The 15,422-nt window shown below is 61.1% G+C and carries 12 protein-coding genes; 6 read left to right on the top strand and 6 right to left on the bottom strand.

The genetic code is table 11. The features are described 5' to 3' along the window. Positions 1–158 precede the first annotated feature (158 nt). The gene (locus tag PCA20602_RS14110) at positions 159–1,115 is read left to right on the top strand and encodes a LysR family transcriptional regulator (RefSeq protein ID WP_150721765.1); all 957 of its coding nucleotides are present in this window, start codon (positions 159–161) and stop codon (positions 1,113–1,115) included. Between the two features lie 160 nt (positions 1,116–1,275). On the opposite strand, the gene PCA20602_RS14105 is transcribed toward PCA20602_RS14110, so the two are convergent. The 6 genes from PCA20602_RS14105 to oxlT all read right to left on the bottom strand — a co-directional run bounded on the left by PCA20602_RS14105 (position 1,276) and on the right by oxlT (position 9,417). Then, on the bottom strand, positions 1,276–2,049 hold the full coding sequence (locus tag PCA20602_RS14105) for a fumarylacetoacetate hydrolase family protein (protein ID WP_150721764.1): 774 nt from the start codon (positions 2,047–2,049) through the stop codon (positions 1,276–1,278). A 235-nt stretch (positions 2,050–2,284) separates the two neighbouring features. Beyond that, positions 2,285–3,532: a formyl-CoA transferase gene (gene frc, locus PCA20602_RS14100; protein ID WP_150721763.1), complete on the bottom strand. Its 1,248-nt coding sequence runs from the start codon at positions 3,530–3,532 to the stop codon at positions 2,285–2,287. A 589-nt stretch (positions 3,533–4,121) separates the two neighbouring features. After that, the gene (locus tag PCA20602_RS14095; RefSeq protein ID WP_069343421.1) at positions 4,122–4,562 is read right to left on the bottom strand and encodes a PAS domain-containing protein; all 441 of its coding nucleotides are present in this window, start codon (positions 4,560–4,562) and stop codon (positions 4,122–4,124) included. Positions 4,563–4,805: 243 nt separating this feature from the next. After that, on the bottom strand, positions 4,806–6,056 hold the full coding sequence (frc, locus tag PCA20602_RS14090; RefSeq protein ID WP_069343422.1) for a formyl-CoA transferase: 1,251 nt from the start codon (positions 6,054–6,056) through the stop codon (positions 4,806–4,808). A gap of 27 nt (positions 6,057–6,083) precedes the next feature. After that, complete coding sequence (gene oxc, locus PCA20602_RS14085; RefSeq protein ID WP_240493619.1) at positions 6,084–7,862, bottom strand: oxalyl-CoA decarboxylase; 1,779 nt, start codon at positions 7,860–7,862, stop codon at positions 6,084–6,086. A 223-nt stretch (positions 7,863–8,085) separates the two neighbouring features. After that, positions 8,086–9,417 (bottom strand): oxalate/formate MFS antiporter, encoded by a 1,332-nt coding sequence (oxlT, locus tag PCA20602_RS14080; protein WP_069343423.1) that lies wholly within the window; start codon positions 9,415–9,417, stop codon positions 8,086–8,088. Between the two features lie 764 nt (positions 9,418–10,181). On the opposite strand from oxlT, the gene PCA20602_RS14075 reads away from it, so the two are divergent. The 5 genes from PCA20602_RS14075 to PCA20602_RS14055 all read left to right on the top strand — a co-directional run bounded on the left by PCA20602_RS14075 (position 10,182) and on the right by PCA20602_RS14055 (position 15,412). Beyond that, the gene (locus PCA20602_RS14075; RefSeq protein WP_069343424.1) at positions 10,182–11,195 is read left to right on the top strand and encodes a 2-dehydropantoate 2-reductase; all 1,014 of its coding nucleotides are present in this window, start codon (positions 10,182–10,184) and stop codon (positions 11,193–11,195) included. A 712-nt stretch (positions 11,196–11,907) separates the two neighbouring features. Continuing rightward, on the top strand, positions 11,908–12,126 hold the full coding sequence (locus PCA20602_RS14070) for a hypothetical protein (protein ID WP_069343425.1): 219 nt from the start codon (positions 11,908–11,910) through the stop codon (positions 12,124–12,126). 29 nt (positions 12,127–12,155) lie between these two features. Continuing rightward, positions 12,156–12,869: a GntR family transcriptional regulator gene (locus tag PCA20602_RS14065; protein WP_150721762.1), complete on the top strand. Its 714-nt coding sequence runs from the start codon at positions 12,156–12,158 to the stop codon at positions 12,867–12,869. Between the two features lie 492 nt (positions 12,870–13,361). Further along, positions 13,362–13,829, top strand: coding sequence for a formate dehydrogenase subunit gamma (locus PCA20602_RS14060; protein WP_150721761.1), 468 nt, complete (start codon positions 13,362–13,364; stop codon positions 13,827–13,829). Beyond that, on the top strand, positions 13,826–15,412 hold the full coding sequence (locus tag PCA20602_RS14055) for a formate dehydrogenase beta subunit (RefSeq protein ID WP_150721760.1): 1,587 nt from the start codon (positions 13,826–13,828) through the stop codon (positions 15,410–15,412). Before PCA20602_RS14060 ends, PCA20602_RS14055 begins: the two co-directional genes overlap by 4 nt. Positions 15,413–15,422: the final 10 nt, after the last annotated feature.

The following is a 15,422-nucleotide window of genomic DNA, read 5'->3' as shown; positions in this document are numbered from 1 at the left end:
GGCTGCCATTGCAGATTACGCAGCCCGACATATAAAAGACAGTTAAAGTTAATTATGCAAACCATCAACGATTACTTATACTTCGCGAAGACGGTGGTGCGAACACACGACACGTCGTAGCGCATCGCTCACCTCCTTCCCAAACGAACCTCCGCCGCATGAAACACGCCACGCTCCGCCAGTTGAAAGTCTTCGAAGCCGTGGCGCGCCATCTGAGCTTCTCGCGCGCCGCCGAAGAACTTCACCTCACGCAACCGGCCGTCTCGACCCAGGTCAAGCAACTTGAGACACACGCCGGACTTCCGCTCTTCGAGCAACTGGGCAAGAAGATCTTCCTGACGCCGGCAGGCAACGAAATGCTGCATTACAGCCGCGCGATCATTGCGCTGTTCCGTGAGACCGAAGAGGCGATGGATCACCTCAAGGGCATTACGGGCGGCAAGCTCAACGTGGCCGTCATCAGCGCAGGCGACTACTTTTTCCCTCGCCTGCTCGCCGCATTCACCGTGCGCCATCCTGGCGTCACCCTCAATCTCACGGTGCATAACCGCGAGGAACTGCTGCATCAGCTCACCGAAAACCTGACCGATCTGGCGGTGATGGTGCGTCCGCCCCACGAAATCGATACGATCAACGAAGCCTTCGCGCCGCACCCGTACATCATCGTGGCGCCGCCCGGCCATGCATTGGCCGGTCAGAAACAGATTCCGTTTTCACGGCTGGCGCAAGAACCGTTCATCAGCCGCGAGCGCGGGTCCGACACCTGGAATTCCCTGCAAGACGCCTTCGGTCATCGCACCCAGCAACTGAAGATCGCGATGGAGATCGCCAGCACCGAAACCATCAAGCAGGCGGTGATTGCAGGCATGGGCGTCAGCTTCCTGTCCGCACACACCGTCGGCATGGAGTTGCAGACGGGTCAGTTGACGGTGCTCGACGTGCAGGGCTTTCCGGCGTGGCAAAGCTGGTACGTCGTGCATCGCCGCAGCAAACGGCTGCCGCCGGTCGCGCTCGCCTTCCGTCAGTTCCTGCTCTCCGAAGGCGCCGCGTTGATCGACTGCATGATGGCCTACAAAAGCCCCGTGCCGCCGCCCGCAGGCAGCGACACGAAATAGGTCCCATCATTTGTCATGCCCGGGCAGATCGTTCCGGTCTGCCGAATGAAAAAGGGCGATCGACTCAGGCCATTGCCACCCCGGCCGACCACCGTGAAATCGGTTGCTCGCGATGCAGATCGCGCCCTGCGATCTGCCATCTGCGGTATGTATGCCGGACTCAGCCGCCCATGCGGTTGGCCAGCGTGCCCAGTCCGTCGATGCTCACTTCCACCAGCGCGCCTTCTTTCATCGAGCCCACGCCGATCGACGTGCCGACCGCGATCACGTCGCCGGGCAACAGCGTCATGTCCTGCGACAAACGCGCGACGAGTTGCCACGGATTAAAGATCATGTCGGCGAGCGGATAGCGCTGACGCTCGGTGCCGTCGAGCGTCGTGACGAGTTCCGCCTCGCGCCAGTCGAAGTCCTCGGCGATGACCGGGCCGAGGCAGCCGAACGTGTCGAAGCCTTTCGCGCGCGTCCACTGCGCGAAGTTGCCGTCCTGCTCGATGATTTCAGCGGCCGTGACGTCGTTGACCAGCGTGTAACCGAGGATGTAGTCGCGTGCCGCTTCCTCGCTCACGTGGCTCGCGCGCTTGCCGATCACGATGCCCAGTTCGCCCTCGAAGACGATCTTCCCGGCATACGAGGCCGGACGGCGAATCACGCCCTCGGGACCGTTGAGCGTGGTGGCGGGCTTGATGAGAAACAGCGGATGCGACGGCGCGGCCTTGCCGAGCTTCGCGCCGAGCGCGTGAAAGTTGTTCCAGAGCGCCACGATTTTCGAGGGCTCGCAGGGACACAGCAGATCGACCGCGTCGCGCGCAATCGTTGCGCCCGTGGCGACGGGTTGATCGTAAAGATCGCCGCGATGTTCGAGAATGTGATCGCCCTGCAACAGGCCAAAGCCGATGCGGCCATGTGCGGTCTTGAAACGGGTCCAGAGCTTCATGCGTTTGCCATTCCTGTAGCGGTGAGGCGGCACGGCAGCGGCTGCCAGGCGCGCGCCTCACACGATGTCTTGAAGTCATTCACATCTGCCTCTTGCAGACACTTGCGACACTTTCGATTCGGGGCGGCCACTTGTCCTTTGCCGCGCCTGCTTGCGTGCTTAACGTTGCGTGCTTAACGTTGCATGCTTAAGGGCGTGAGGTCGAGAGGTCGAGAGGTCGAATCCCCCGCGTGCGTCAGACCGCGCCGACTTCGCGCAGCGCCGAGATCTGCTGCGCGCTGTAGCCGAACTCCGAGAGCACGTCGTCGGTGTGCTCGCCGAGCAGCGGCGAACGCTCCACATTCGTGGGGCTGTCCGAGAGCTTGATCGGGTTACCGACGGTCAGGTACTTGCCGCGCTTCGGGTGATCGACTTCGACGATGGTGCCGGTCTCGCGCAGCGACATGTCTTCGGCGATTTCCTTCATCGAGAGGATCGGACCGCACGGAATGTCGTACTCGTTGAGAATGCCCATGACTTCGAACTTGGTCTTCGTCACGGTCCACTGTTCGACGGTGTCGAAGATCTCGCGCAGACGCGGCAAACGCGCGCGCGGCGTGGCGTAATCCGGATGCTCGACCCACTCGGGCTTGCCGATCACCTTGCAGATCGAACCCCACACCGGGGCCTGCGTAATGAAGTAGATGTAAGCGTTCGGGTCCGTCTCCCAGCCCTTGCACTTCAGGATCCAGCCCGGCTGGCCGCCACCCGAGGCGTTACCGGCGCGCGGCACCGCATCGCCGAATTCGCCGTTCGGGTACTGCGGATACTCTTCCATCACGCGTGCACGCTCCAGACGCTGCTGGTCGCGCAACTTCACGCGGCACAGGTTCAGCACGCCGTCCTGCATGGCGGCGAGCACGCGCTGGCCCTGACCGGTCATCGTGCGCTGATACAGCGCCGTGACGATGCCCAGCGCCAGATGCAGACCCGTGCCGGAATCGCCGATCTGCGCGCCCGTCACCATGGGCGGGCCGTCGTCGAAACCGGTCGTGGAGGCGGCGCCACCAACGCACTGCGCCACGTTCTCGTACACCTTGCAGTCCTGATACGGACCGGGACCGAAGCCCTTGACCGAGGCGACGATCATGCGCGGGTTGAGCGAGTGAATGTGTTCCCAGGTGAAGCCCATGCGATCGAGGGCGCCCGGTGCGAAGTTCTCCACGAGCACGTCGCAGTCGCGAATCATGCGCTCGAGCACTGCCTTGCCTTCCGGATGCTTCGTATCAAGCGTGATCGAACGCTTGTTGCTGTTGAGCATCGTGAAGTAAAGGCTGTCCGCGTCGGGAATGTCGCGCAGCTGATCGCGCGTAACGTCGCCGTGACCCGCGCGTTCGATCTTGATCACGTCCGCGCCGAACCAGGCCAGCAACTGCGTACACGTTGGCCCGGACTGCACATGCGTGAAGTCGAGAATGCGCACACCTTCGAGTGCCTTTCCCATGGTTTGTCTCCTCCTGATGCGACGGCGTTTATGTAATGGGTATGCGAGGTGCGCCTCGAAAAACACGTGAGCGCCATGCCTTTCGATTGCAGCAATATCGCGAGCCTCGCCGGGTCTGACGCAGGTCGTCGCCTCTTCGGGCGCCATCATCTGCGTCGATCGAATGTTGTGATATACGGTATTTCATACACGATATTTTATCAACGGCTTTTTGTTGCCGATGCGTTTTGCTGTGTCGCGGCATTTCTGGATCGAAATCGCCGAGAAGCCTATGAATAAAGGGACTCTGCATTGCAACAAGTCTGGAATTACCCCATCGAGCTAGGGGTTTACAGGCATGTGTCACCGCGATGAAAGTCAGGCGATCGATCAGAGAGAGTTATCAATACTCTTTAAATATATTGAATACAAAATACTTATTAGTCGCGCGGCTCGCCGGTTCCTTCGCTTAAAAAGCAAAAAAGCACCGGTGCGCATCTACGCATCGGTGCTTCTTTTCCATCCGCGGCGAACGCGCTACGTCGGCTAACGCCGTCTCATACGCTTCACCAGGCTCACGACTTGCGCGGGCTCGTCATCGTCACGAGGGTCAACTCGCCGTCGCGGCCAGCTTCGCTTCGAGTTCGGTCACGCGCTTGCGCAGCTGACGGTCCTCCTGAAAACGCGCCGTCTCGTCGCGAATCACGGCGACGATGCCGGTCACCTCTCCCGCCGCGCCATGCAGCAAGGCCACGGTGAACGCAATCGACATGGCACGGCCATCCTTGTGCGCGGCCGGCACCTTGAGCAGATCGCTACCGTACTTCGTCTGCCCCGTTTCCATCGTCTTGGCATAGCCCTCGTTGTGACGCGCGCGCAGCCGGTCGGGAATGATGATATCGAGCGGCTGCCCGACAGCCTCCGCCGCCGAGAAGCCGAACATCTTCTCCGCGCCCGAATTCCACAGCGTGATGATGTTCGTGGGGTCGGCGACGACAATGGCGTCGCCTACGACCTGCACCAGTTGATTGACGTCGACGGATGCGCTCATGGTGTCTCCAATAATCTTATGGGGGAAATGCGATGGTCACGATTGGCATCGATGCCAAACATGCCAATAAATTACATCAATTAGAGGACAGCACGGTCCCGAAAATAAAAATGGGTGCAGGCTCCGCACGGAACCGCACCCATGGGCACCTCACCTGCGGCCGCGTACACCGTTACCGCCCGAAGGCGGCAACGGTGAGTGCGGCATGACAGCGTTTGCCTGACGGCTAACGACTGAGCGAACTCAGACCGAACGTGCTGCGTGCAGATTCGCGATCTGGTCCTTGCTGTAACCCAGCTCGGACAGGATCTCGTCGGTGTGCTCGCCCAGCAGCGGCGAACCCGTGATTTCCGGCTTCAGACCCGAGAACTTGATCGGGCTGCCGACGGTCAGGTACGAACCACGTTCCTTGTGCGGCACTTCCACGATCGTGCCCGAAGCGCGCAGCGACGGATCGTTGGCGATTTCCTTCATGGACAGCACCGGTGCGCACGGAATGTCGAACTTGCGCAGGATGTCGACCGCTTCGTACTTCGTCTTGTCGGCCAGCCAGGCTTCGATGGTCGCAAAGATGTCGAAGATGTGCGGTTGACGGGCTTGTGCCGTGGCGTAGTTCGGATCGCTGATCCACTCCGGCTTGCCCAGTGCGCGGCAAATCGGCTCCCAGGCGTGACCCTGGATCGTGAAGTAGATGTAAGCGTTCGGGTCCGTTTCCCAGCCCTTGCACTTGAGCACCCAACCCGGCTGACCGCCACCGCCGGCGTTACCGCCACGCGGCACGACATCGCTGAACTCGCCATGCGGGTACTGCGGATACTCTTCGAGGTAGCCGACACGGTCCAGACGCTGCTGGTCGCGCAGCTTCACGCGGCACAGGTTGATGACCGAATCCTGCATCGAGACGGCCACCTTCTGACCACGGCCCGTCTGACCACGGCCGATGAGTGCCGTCAGAATACCGATGGCCAGGTGCATGCCGGTGTTGCTGTCGCCGAGCGCTGCGGCCGACACCGTGGGGGGGCCGTCCCAGAAACCCGTCGTCGAAGCAGCACCGCCTGCGCACTGCGCCACGTTTTCGTAGACCTTCAGGTCATCGTAGTGGTGGCCGTCCGAGAAGCCCTTGACCGATGCCACGATGAGCTTCGGGTTCAGTTCGTTCAGACGCTCCCACGTGAAGCCCATGCGGTCCAGCGCGCCCGGGGCGAAGTTCTCGACCAGAACGTCCGATTCCTTCACGAGCTTCTCGAGCACTTCCTTGCCTTCCGGCGTCTTCGTGTCCAGCGTCAGCGAGCGCTTGTTGCTGTTGAGCATCGTGAAGTACAAGGCATCGGCGTCGGGGATGTCGCGCAACTGGTTACGCGTCACGTCGCCCGAACCCGGGCGTTCCACCTTGATCACGTCAGCGCCGAACCATGCCAGCAGCTGGGTACAGGCCGGGCCAGCCTGCACGTGCGTGAAGTCGATGATCTTGATTCCTTCGAGGGGTTTGCTCATGTCATGTCTCCTTGATTGACTCAGCACTTACTTTTTCATCGCCGCGCTTTGCGGGTTCAGATTCGTCAGACGACCGCTTTCGGTACCGGCAGATTCGTCGATCACAGCGTTGATCAGGCTCGGCTTGCCCGCAGCGATGGATTCCTCCAGCGCCTTGATAAGCTCGGCCGGCGTGGTCACGTTGTAGCCAATGCCGCCGAAGGCTTCGATCATCTTGTCGTAGCGCGCACCCTTGACGAACACCGTCGGGGCCACGTCCTTGCCGCCCGTCGGGTTGACGTCGGTGCCGCGATACACGCCGTTGTTATTGAAGATGATGGTGGTGACCGGCAGGTCGTAACGGCAGATGGTTTCGAGTTCCATGCCGCTGAAGCCGAAGGCGCTGTCACCTTCGATGGCCACGACCGGCAGACCGCTGGTCACGGCCGCGCCGATGGCGAAGCCCATGCCGATGCCCATCACGCCCCAGGTACCCGAGTCGAAGCGCTTGCGCGGCTGGTACTGGTCGATGATCGCGCGGGCATAGTCGAGCGTGTTCGCGCCTTCGTTGACCAGGTTGATGTCCGGGTGCTTCTTCAGCACGTCACGGATCGCGCCGAGCGCGCTGTGGAAGTTCATCGGCGACGGATTCTGGGCAAGCGTTGCCGCCATCTTCGCCAGGTTCTTGTTCTTGCGTTCTGCAATCGCGCCGGTCCATTCGGTCGACGGCTTGCCGAAGTTAGCATCCACGCCGGCGAGCAGTGCCTTGACGCACGAACCGATGTCACCGATCACAGGTGCCGCGATCGCCACGTTGCTGTCGATTTCCGTCGGCGAGATGTCGATCTGCACGAACTTCTTCGGCGCCGAACCCCAGGTCTTGCCCTTGCCGTGTGCGAGCAGCCAGTTCAGACGCGCGCCGATCAGCACGACGACGTCGGCTTCTTGCAGCACGAACGAGCGCGCGGCCGATGCCGATTGCTCATGCGTGTCGGGCAGCAGGCCCTTGGCCATCGACATCGGCAGGTACGGAATGCCGGTCTTCTCGATCAGGGCGCGAATGTCTTCGTCGGCCTGAGCATACGAAGCGCCCTTGCCCAGCAGAATCAGCGGACGCTTGGCGCCCTTGATGACGTCGAGCGCGCGCTGGACGGCGTCTTGCGCCGGGATCTGACGCGGTGCGGCGTCGATCACGCGGATCAGCGAATCCTTGGCCTTCTGGGCGTCGATGGTCTGCGAGAGCAGCTTGGCCGGCAGATCCAGATAGACGCCGCCCGGACGACCGGACACGGCAGCACGGATCGCACGGGCCAGGCCGACGCCGATGTCTTCGGCATGCAGCACGCGGTAAGCGGCCTTGCAATACGGCTTGGCCGCATTGAGCTGATCCATTTCTTCGTAGTCGCCCTGCTGCAGGTCGACGATCTCACGCTCGCTCGAACCGCTGATGAGAATCATCGGGAAGCAGTTGGTCGTCGCGTTGGCGAGTGCCGTCAGGCCGTTCAGGAAGCCCGGTGCGGACACCGTCAGGCAGATGCCCGGCTTTTGCGTCATGTAGCCGGCGATAGCGGCGGCGTGACCTGCGTGCTGTTCATGGCGGAAGCCGATGAAGCGCAGGCCTTCGGCTTGCGCGAGGCGAGCCAGATCGGTGATGGGAATCCCCACCAGACCGAAGATGGTGTCGATGTCGTTCGCTTTCAGGGCATCGATGACCAGATGGAAGCCATCGGTCGTTGCTGCCTCGGACACGATGTTCGCGTGTCGGCTGTTGTCTTCGAGCGTGTCGTTTTCCGCCTTGCCGACTGGCACGGTCATCGCAATGGACATAATTCTCTCCTCCAATTTTTCCGGTTTCAGTGTTGCGTCGTCTTGTCTGACGATTAGTGGGTATTCCTGTACTGCTTCTCTACTTGTCCTTCCGGTCGTGCAATCGGGCCTTCAGTCATTCAGGGCCCGGATTGCACGCCGGTGAGACATGTTCCTAATCAAGCCAGCCAGTCTGCTTCCTGCTTAGTACTGCTTAACGTCAAGCTGACGTATCGAGTTCGCCTTACGTGGTGCTGCGGCTCAGGTCCGCGGCACGAGCGGTCGGCTCGTTCGACTCCGCCTTGTAGTCGCTGGCGTAACGCTGTGCCAGACGGGCACGCATCGGCTTGAGGACAAACAAGGCAAGGAAGGCCGCGAAGGCGTTCATGGCGCAAGCGATCATGAACACGGCCTGCCAGCTACCGGTCGACGTGGTGATGATGCTCGAGAAAGGCACCAGCAACGCGGCCGTCCCCTTCGCGGTGTACAGCATCCCCGCGTTGGTAGCGGCGTACTTCGAACCATACGTATCGGCACAGGTCGCCGGGAACAAGCTGTAGATCTCACCCCAGGCGAAGAACACCAGGCCGGTCAGGATCACGAACGCCACCGGGTGCTGGCCGAACTTTGCCAGTGCGTAAATCCCCGCGGCTTCCATCGCAAAGGCGATGAACATCGTGTTTTCCCGTCCGATCTTGTCCGAGATCCAGCCGAACACCGGACGCGTCACCCCGTTGAGCACACGGTCGATGGCCAGTGCGAAGGTGAGTGCGGGCAGCGTGAGGCCGAGAATCGAGACCGGCGCCTGATCCAGACCGTAGTCCTTGGCGATCGGGCCGAGCTGAGCCGTGGCCATCAGACCGCCTGCGGCCATCAGCACGAACATCAGATACATCATCCAGAACACGGGGGAGCGCATGACTTCCGTCGGCTTGGCGTTGTAGCGCATTGCGCCCGGCGCCAGCTTCTTGAGCGCTTCGATCGATGCCGGCGGGTTGGCAAGCGCCAGACCCAGCAACAGCACGATGATCCCCTGGCCCAGACCGAAGGTCAGGAACGTGTTCTCGTAGCCGCTCGACTTGATCATGTTGGCGATCGGTACCACGGTCAGCGCCGAACCCGCGCCGAAACCGGCAGCGGTCAGGCCCGCGGCAAGACCGCGGCGATCCGGGAACCACTTCAGTGCGTTACCCACGCAGGTGCCATACACCGCACCAGCGCCGACACCGCCCACGGCCGCTGCGAAATACAGCATCGGCAGCGAAGACGCATAGGCGTTGAGCACCCATGCAATACCGCACAACAGACCGCCACCGACGACCACCGGGCGCGGGCCGAACTTGTCGACCAGATACCCTTCGATCGGCACCAGCCAGGTTTCCGTCACGACGAAAATCGTGAACGCCACCTGAATGGCCGTACGGCCCCAACCATACTTCTCATCGATCGGGTTGACGAACAGCGTCCACCCGTACTGCAAGTTGGCGATCATCGCCATGCAAATCACGCCGAACACGAGCTGAACCCAAGGGCTCGCGAACACGGATTGTTTGCCGTGTTGATTTGTCGTCTCCACTTTGTACCTCCTCCATCGGTTTTCAGTTGTTTGGCAGCTTCACAACAACAACACCTTCCGGATGGGGTCTATGCCCCCTGGGTATGCTTTACGAGGTCTTGGCCTCGTCGACTTGTCTCTAATGCTTACGGGTCCATTGCATTTCCCGTAAATATACCGAACGAAATATACGATATATCAGATATAAGTCAACACTAATTTATTGCTGTCCTCGTTTTCCTCCTCGCGTGCCGAAGTCGTTTTCGTCCATTGCAGCGACAACAACTCCGGCACGCGAGGCACTGTTCTAAGTGGCGGCTAGATACAGTAACGCAACTGTAGGACGGAGCGGCGCAACAACGCAATGCGAAAACACTAAGGAGTTAACCTGATCCGGGAACCTTACCCAACAAGGCGTTCAAGCCTTTTATATCGGGCTCCTTGGGATTTTTTAAAACGAGCACAAGGCGATATTCCTGTTATTTTTTCTCACAAGAAGTGCACTCCTCTCTCGCACCGCATCCGCTGTAACACACCGTAATAATTCGTTTGCCGGCCTGTGCCGGGCATTTCATAAATGCAATTGATCACCGCAACGCTCACACATGCGAAACACCGTTTTTCGGGCGTCTGCGGGGAAACCATGAGACCCAATACCCCAACAAGGCTTGGCGCTATTCTCCTTGTGATATACGATATACAACATTTGGTATTAGAAGAATAAAGAGAACACAAGCGGCCAGTACCAGGCCCAGGTTTCGATTCACTTTGGAGGGAGAGACTTCATGAAGATCTGCATCTATGGCGCTGGCGCCATCGGCGGCTATCTCGGCGTGCAACTCGCGCGCGCCGGAGCCGATGTCAGTCTGGTGGCGCGCGGACCGCATCTGGCGGCCATGCGCGAGAACGGACTCAAGCTGCTTATCGATGGCGAAGAGCGTGTCGCTCATCTGCGCTGCACGGACGATGCCCGCGAGCTCGGGCATCAGGATTACGTGATCATCGCGCTCAAGGCACACTCGGTCCCGTCGGTCCTCGACGCAATGCAGCCGCTGATCGGTCCGAATACGGCCGTGGTCACGGCCGTGAACGGCATTCCCTACTGGTACTTCTATAAGCACGGTGGCGCGCTCGAGGGCACGACGCTCGAAAGCATCGATCCGGGCGGCCGTCAGTGGCGCGAACTCGGCCCCGAGCGTGCGATCGGCTGCGTGGTCTATCCGGCCACGGAAGTCGTTGCACCGGGGGTGATCCAGCACGTCTACGGCAACAAGTTCCCGCTCGGCGAAGCCAGCGGCGAGCGCAGCGAGCGCGTGGAAAAACTCTCGCAAATGATGATTGCCGGCGGGCTCGATGCACCGATTCGCGAAAACATCCGCGACGAGATCTGGCTCAAGCTGTGGGGCAACCTCTGCTTCAACCCGATCTCCGCGCTCACGCACGGCACGCTCGACATCATCGCCAGCGATCCGGGCACCCGCGCCGTGGCGCGCGCCATGATGCTCGAAGCCAAAACCATCGGCGACAAGTTCGGCGTGCACTTCCGGGTGGATGTCGAGCGCCGCATCAATGGCGCAGGCGCCGTCGGTGCGCACAAGACGTCGATGCTTCAGGATCTCGAGCGCGATCGCGCGATGGAAATCGATCCACTGGTGTCCGTCGTGCAGGAGATGGGCCGGCTGGCCAATGTGCCCACGCCGACGCTCGACGTCGTGCTGGCCCTCATCAAGCAGCGCGAATTCATGACGAAACCCGATGCGGTCGCAGCGGCGCAGGAGCGTCTGGCCAAGGCGGCTTAAGGGGCATAAGCGGCATAAAGCGACATAAAACGGCAGTGCCCGTCGTGAGCGGTATCTCGGCATTTTGGTCATCGCCAACATCACCCGTGATATCGCGCCAACGCAGGCAAGCCTGCTTTTCCCGGCGTCGGTCGACGCCGGCGTTGTTTCCAGGAGACACCGGACGCGCAACGCAAATCATCGCGCCTCACCGGATGACTCACTGACTATTTATATAGAGGGCGACGTGACGGGACCGGAAAATCCCACACGAACCGCACCCTGCAATCGCTCACACGCGCCGCCACCGGACCTCCGGTCGCGGCCGATTTTTTGCCGGAAACACGGCCTTTGTCCGGGACATGCAGGCATTACCGGATGTGGTTTCGCGGCAACGCAATAACGTGCATTTGCCCCACCCCGAAAGCGTGATCCGAACCATCGAAAACTGCGTGCGCCCCTGGCGTCCCGAAATCCACATCATTGCAAGCCAGACGGGCTTCCGAGGAGGTTCATCGCCATAACCGACCTGATCCGACCCGCCCAGCACTATCGGAAAAAGAGACAAATCCGAGCCGTGTAAGCGCAGCGTGACGTGAAGAACGTCCCGAAAAACGATGAATTTTGATATTCGGTATGTGGTATATCTTGAGACTTGTTGCGGCGCGACATACAATGCAAAGCAAGTTCTCCCCCACATTACTACTCGTCAACTTTTATCTGGAGTCTCACCATGTTAGTCGCTGCCCTTACTCTGCTTGCCCTGGCTTCCGCCCTCGCCGCCGGTGTCGCGATGGTTCATCTGTTCGTCGCTCTGCCCGCCAAGATGCTCGAAAAGGCCGAAACGAATGGCCGTTTCGCTTACCTGGCGGAAACCACGCAGGCAAACGAATCGGGTAAACTCGTCACGAAGCCGGCCACCATCGTGGGGCAGCAAGCATTGCGCCTCTGAAGGGGCCGTAATACCTAGGAGACTATTGCATGTCCCTGATCACCCCAACTCCGGTGCGCGTGACGCCACTCGCACTGGAGCCGATCGACACCACTACGAGTTTTCGTAATCAGGCGTATGCGCTGCTGAAAAAAGCCATCGCCGACGCGGACATCTATAACCAGAAGGAAGAAATTCGCCTGGATGAGCGCCAGCTCATCCAGGTGCTTGGCGTTTCACGCACCCCGATTCGCGAAGCCATGACCTTGCTGGAACAAGAAGGTTTTCTCCGCACGGTGCCACGCCGGGGCATCTTTATCATCCGCAAGACCAGGCGCGAAATCGTGGAGATGATTCAGATGTGGGCCGCCCTCGAAGGGATGTCCGCGCGTCTGGCCACGCTGAATGCGAGCGACGAAGAGATCGCCAAGCTGCGTCATCTGTTCGACGAGTTCGTCAATGCGCCGCCGACCGATCACATCGAAGAGTATTCGGACGCGAACATCGACTTCCACCAGGCACTGATCAATCTCGGCGGCTCGCAAGCGATCGCCAACACGATCAAGAACCTGTTCATTCACGTGCGCGCCATCCGCAAGGTGACGATCGCTCAGAACGACCGGGCAGCGCGCTCGATCGTCGATCACCTGAAGATCATCACCGCGCTCGAAAAGCGCGATACGGAACTCGCCGAGAAGCTCGCGCGGGACCACACCCTCGGGCTGGCCGCCTTCGTCGAAGAACACTGCGACTTCCTCGAATAAGCGACTGACCGCTCTGAGCGCTCAACCGGCACACCTGCGCGCCGCGTAAAAAAGCCAGCGACACCTCACGGTCGCTGGCTTTTTTCTTTGGCTCGCCCCACGCGTTCGCACGCCTCTGCGGCGTGACGTTTGCACCGTCGCCATCCCCTGTCGCGCATCGCCTTTCCCCGCGTATTTCTCCCTCCCGGAACTCCGGGTAAACGATCCTGCAAATCCGCTTGCCGAGCTATTGCACGTATACCGTATATGATATATCGTGTTTCACATACTGACCGAAGGTTGACGAAGTAAGCAACGGGCGAGAGGCCGAGCCCGTGCGACATATGGTGGGGGCTATGTGTCGCACGTTCATGCGGCGTCGCGCTGATCGCTAGACCCGAGCAGCGTCGCCGCATGCGACCAATGGGTCTCTCGCCCCGGGGCAGGAAAAGAACATATAACCACCCTCAGGTGCGCGGTTCCCCTCAGTGCACCAAACAGGAGACATCAGCCATGCGCGAGGCTTTTTCCATCGCGACGGTGCAAGCGATTCTGGACGCTCATGCAGCTCAGGAAGGCCCCCTTCTGCCGATCTTCCATGACGTTCAGGAAGCTTTCGGCTACGTTCCCCCGGATGCCGTGTCCGTCATCGCCAACGCCCTCAACCTGTCTCGCGCCGAAGTGCATGGCGTGATCACGTTCTATCACCACTTCCGCACCAGCCCGCCGCCGCGACACGTCGTTCAGATCTGTCGCGCCGAGGCGTGTCAGAGCATGGGCGCCGATGCACTCGTGGCTCACGCCGAGCGCGTGCTGGGTTGCGCGATGCACAGCCACAGCGGCGATGTCGCACTCGAACCCGTGTTTTGCCTCGGGCAGTGCGCCACCTCCCCCGCCATCACCATCGACGACAAGCTGCACGCGCGCGTCACCCCCGAGAAATTCGACCGTCTGGTCGCCCGCGCCAAGGATGCCGTATGAGCCAGTCCCCGAACGCCAGCAAGGTGCGCCTCTATCTGCCGCGTGACTCCGCCGCCCTCGCGCTGGGCGCCGACGAAGTCGCCGAAGCCATCACGGCACAAGCCGCCGAGCGCGGCATCGACATCGAGCTGGTGCGCAACGGCACGCGCGGCATGCTCTGGCTCGAACCGCTGCTCGAAGTCGTCACGCCCGCCGGTCGTGTCGCTTACGGTCCGGTCGAGGTCGATGATGTCGCCAGCCTGTTCGACGCCAACGTCACCGCTGGCGGCGATCATCCGCTCGCCCTTGGCCTGACCGAAGAGATTCCGTACTTCAAGAAGCAGGAACGTCTGACGTTCGCCCGCGTGGGCATCACCGATCCCGTCTCGGTCGACGACTACGTCGCGCACGACGGCTATCGCGGTCTGCGCAACGCGCTCGCACTGGACGGCGCGGCCATCGTCACGCAAGTCACCGACTCCGGCCTGCGCGGTCGCGGCGGTGCAGCGTTCCCGACCGGCATCAAATGGAAGACGGTGCTGAACACGCCGGCCGCGCAGAAGTACATCGTCTGCAACGCCGACGAAGGCGATTCGGGCACCTTCGCCGACCGCATGTTGATGGAAGGCGATCCGCTCGTACTCGTGGAAGGCATGACGATTGCCGGTGTCGCCGTGGGTGCGACGCGCGGCTATATCTACGTGCGCAGCGAGTATCCGCACTCGATCGACGTGCTGAACGAAGCGATCGTCAACGCCAACAAGGCCGGCTATCTCGGCGAGGACATTCTCGGCTCGGGCAAGACCTTCCACCTCGAAGTGCGCAAGGCCGCTGGCGCGTACGTCTGCGGCGAAGAAACGGCGCTGCTCGAGAGTCTCGAAGGCAAGCGCGGTGTGGTGCGCGCCAAGCCGCCGCTGCCCGCGATCGAAGGCCTCTTCGGCTTGCCGACGGTCATCAACAACGTGATCTCGCTGGCGTCGGTGCCGATCATCATGGATCGCGGCGCCGACTTTTATAAGAACTTCGGCATGGGCCGCTCGCGCGGCACGCTGCCCATCCAGCTCGCAGGCAACATCAAATACGGCGGCCTCATCGAGAAGGCTTTCGGCGTAACGCTGCGCGAAATCCTGTACGACTACGGCGGCGGCGCCATCACCGGACGCCCGCTGCGCGCGGTGCAGGTCGGCGGCCCGCTCGGCTCCTATCTGCCCGAATCGCAGTGGGACACGCCGCTCGACTACGAAGCGTTCGCTGCGCACTGGGCCGTGCTCGGTCACGGCGGCATCGTGGCGCACGACGACACCGTCGATCTCGCCAAACTCGCCCGCTACGCGATGGAGTTCTGCACCATCGAATCGTGCGGCAAGTGCACGCCGTGCCGCATCGGCTCGACGCGCGGCGTCGAAGTGATGGACAAGATCATCGACGGTCGCGACCGTCCCAAGCAGATCAAGCTGCTGCGCGACCTGTGCGACACGATGCTCAACGGCTCGCTGTGCGCCATGGGCGGCATGACGCCCTACCCCGTGCTGTCTGCGCTGAACCATTTCCCAGAAGACTTCGGCGCGGCCGAATCGTCGAACCTGCCGACCAAGGCCGCCTAGGAGACCCCCG

It is taken from the genome of Pandoraea capi, from assembly GCF_902459735.1.
GTDB classification, from domain to species: Bacteria; Pseudomonadota; Gammaproteobacteria; order Burkholderiales; family Burkholderiaceae; genus Pandoraea; species Pandoraea capi.
The sequence above is the reverse complement of the archived record's forward strand: the minus strand, read 5'-3'. Positions and strand labels throughout refer to the sequence as shown.